The organism is Candidatus Magnetaquicoccus inordinatus (assembly GCF_004217665.1).
Classification (GTDB): domain Bacteria; phylum Pseudomonadota; class Magnetococcia; order Magnetococcales; family Magnetaquicoccaceae; genus Magnetaquicoccus; species Magnetaquicoccus inordinatus.
This window is the reverse complement of the sequence record NZ_RXIU01000358.1, coordinates 1-2,114: the sequence shown is the minus strand read 5'-3', so window position 1 is coordinate 2,114 and position 2,114 is coordinate 1. Positions and strand designations below refer to the sequence as shown.

Below are 2,114 nucleotides of genomic sequence, written 5' to 3'. Positions count from 1 at the left end.
CTGCCTTTTGACTGGCGATGTAGGATTCGCAGGCTTCCCGCTGGGCGTCGAGGGTGTTAAAATCCATGGATAGTCCCTCTTCGTTCGACTTGCGCGTGTAGATGGCGCAACGCACTTTTGGTGTTACCACTGGCTTGGTCTTTGTCATGATTATTATCCTTGTTTCTTCAGCTTAAAGAATGTGTGCCCATTCCACTTTGTGCCGGTGATGGCGTTGGCCACCGCCGACAGACTGCCGAACCGGCGGCCAAGATATTCGAACCCGTTGTCCAGCACCGTGCAGCAATGCTCCACACCTTTCCACTCTCGCACCAGCTTGATTCCAGGCATGAGGCGATCGGCTGGCAGCTTTATCTGTTCTGGTGGCTCTTCATCCTCTTTGGCCAGTTTGTCCCAGCGCCGTTCATCGCTGCTCGGCAGGGTGCCATGCACCAACTCCTGAATCCGCTGGGCCAGATTGCGGACAAGGTAGGTTTTGTTGAACGATGGCGGTTCCGATTGAAAAAGCTCCGTCCACTTTGTGCGCAATTCAGATGTTGACAGGTTTGGCAATGCGGCAAGCTGTTTCAAGACGTTGATGTTGTTCATGGTTTTTCTCCGGTTGGTCGTAATTTCCGACCATGGAGCCATTGGTTGGGCGAGTTATCCAGTGAAATTTTCTCTGTTTTTTCTTTTTCTATCAGGCGTTTGGTGCCGGTGGCGAGAATGATGGCCACTTCATCCAGGCGCTGGTTGGATGTCATGTCGTTGGGGTGGGTGGTGTTCATCGATTTCATGCTCTCCTTCTGTTTCGATTCGAATTCGAGGACAAGCATAAAGACATGGCAGATAAAAAGTAAGCGATTATAATGGATTATGGGTGATTTGGGATATGGTAGGGTATTTTGGGTGGTTGTGGGACATGGACAGGAGGCTAACGACGGAGGCGAATGTCCATAGAGGAGCAGAGAAGTGATGCACGTGGTGCCAAAGCGATGCAGCCGTCATTCCCATGGCGGTTTAAATTTGATGAACACGCCGCCGATAGCGAATTATCACACGTCAAACATGTGACATATCGCGTTTGTTGATGGGTCGCAATCGTCGCATGTCGCAATGATTGTTTGTGGTGTATCGCAACATCTGAACATCACATTCTTTTGCCTGCCCAGACAACCCGCCCGATAATGCGCAGCGTTTCTGAATTTTGCGGGTCGAGCACGATGGTTCTGTAGAGCGGGTTGTCTGATAGAGCTTCAAATAAATTTCTTCCTCGACGTTGGATACGTTTCACGAAAAGCCCTTCTTCCCAATGGAATGCATAAATTGCGTCTTGTGTGAAGCTCACGTCATTGCGGTCGATGACGACTACATCTCCAGGCAAAAGGGTTGGAGCCATGGAGTCGCCATGTACACGCAGTGCTGCTGCCCGATCTGATTGAATGCCAAGTTCATTCACGGCCAATCCCCTATCAAAAGCCAGTAAATAATCTGATACTTCAGAATCAACGACACACCCGTTTCCGGCGGAGACACATACATCGCTGTAGCCGGGAATGAAAACAAAATCGTTATTTTTCAGAATGTCCAAGTCATCTTCCGAGACCAAGTATTGATCAAGCGGTTCCCGGAGAGGGTCGTGTTTGCCACGCATTTTTGGTCCCTCTCCGGTAGCCAGCCAATCGAGAGAGATGCCTGTTGCTGCTGCGATACGCGATATCGTATCGAAACCTGGGTTTACGCCTTTCTTGATGCTTTGCAATGTGGACATTGGTATGTTCGCAACTTTCGACAGTTGCGCCCAGTTTCCTATATCCTCTTGATTAACAACGTCATTTAGTCTTGACAAAAAATCTTCTGACATATCGTATTTTTTCCTTGTGAATTGCTAATCATCGCACTATGCTTGTAGCCATACGTTGCCAAGTGCAGTCAACTACCACGCAAACTCTATGCCGAGGTGAACATAATGAATGACTTGATTTCTGCAACCCAGGCCGCAGCCATGATTGGGCGCCATACACAGACTTTGAGAGCATGGCGGAAAAAAGAAAAGGGACCGCCCTGCCAACAGATCGAAGGCAGCACCGCTCTTGCGTATCGTCGATGCGATGTTGAGGAGTGGGTCAGAGCAA

At 49.4% G+C, this 2,114-nt stretch carries 3 protein-coding genes and 1 pseudogene; all 4 read right to left on the bottom strand.

Going from position 1 to position 2,114, the window contains the following annotated elements; translation table 11 throughout:
• A pseudogene (locus EJP87_RS19115) lies at positions 1–148 on the bottom strand (recombinase family protein); the annotation flags it as partial.
• Between the two features lie 5 nt (positions 149–153).
• Complete coding sequence (locus tag EJP87_RS15600) at positions 154–588, bottom strand: DUF2924 domain-containing protein (protein ID WP_130472777.1); 435 nt, start codon at positions 586–588, stop codon at positions 154–156.
• Positions 585–767: a hypothetical protein gene (locus tag EJP87_RS15595; protein WP_130472776.1), complete on the bottom strand. Its 183-nt coding sequence runs from the start codon at positions 765–767 to the stop codon at positions 585–587. Before EJP87_RS15595 ends, EJP87_RS15600 begins: the two co-directional genes overlap by 4 nt.
• A gap of 362 nt (positions 768–1,129) precedes the next feature.
• Positions 1,130–1,843, bottom strand: coding sequence for a LexA family transcriptional regulator (locus EJP87_RS15590; protein WP_130472775.1), 714 nt, complete (start codon positions 1,841–1,843; stop codon positions 1,130–1,132).
• Between the last annotated feature and the right edge of the window lie 271 nt (positions 1,844–2,114).

Excerpts from the sequence above, each read along its gene's own strand:
- EJP87_RS15590 (WP_130472775.1), bottom strand. The coding sequence starts at position 1,843 with ATGTCAGAAGATTTTTTGTCAAGACTAAATGACGTTGTTAATCAAGAG.
- EJP87_RS15600 (WP_130472777.1), bottom strand. The coding sequence starts at position 588 with ATGAACAACATCAACGTCTTGAAACAGCTTGCCGCATTGCCAAACCTG.
- EJP87_RS15595 (WP_130472776.1), bottom strand. The coding sequence starts at position 767 with ATGAACACCACCCACCCCAACGACATGACATCCAACCAGCGCCTGGAT.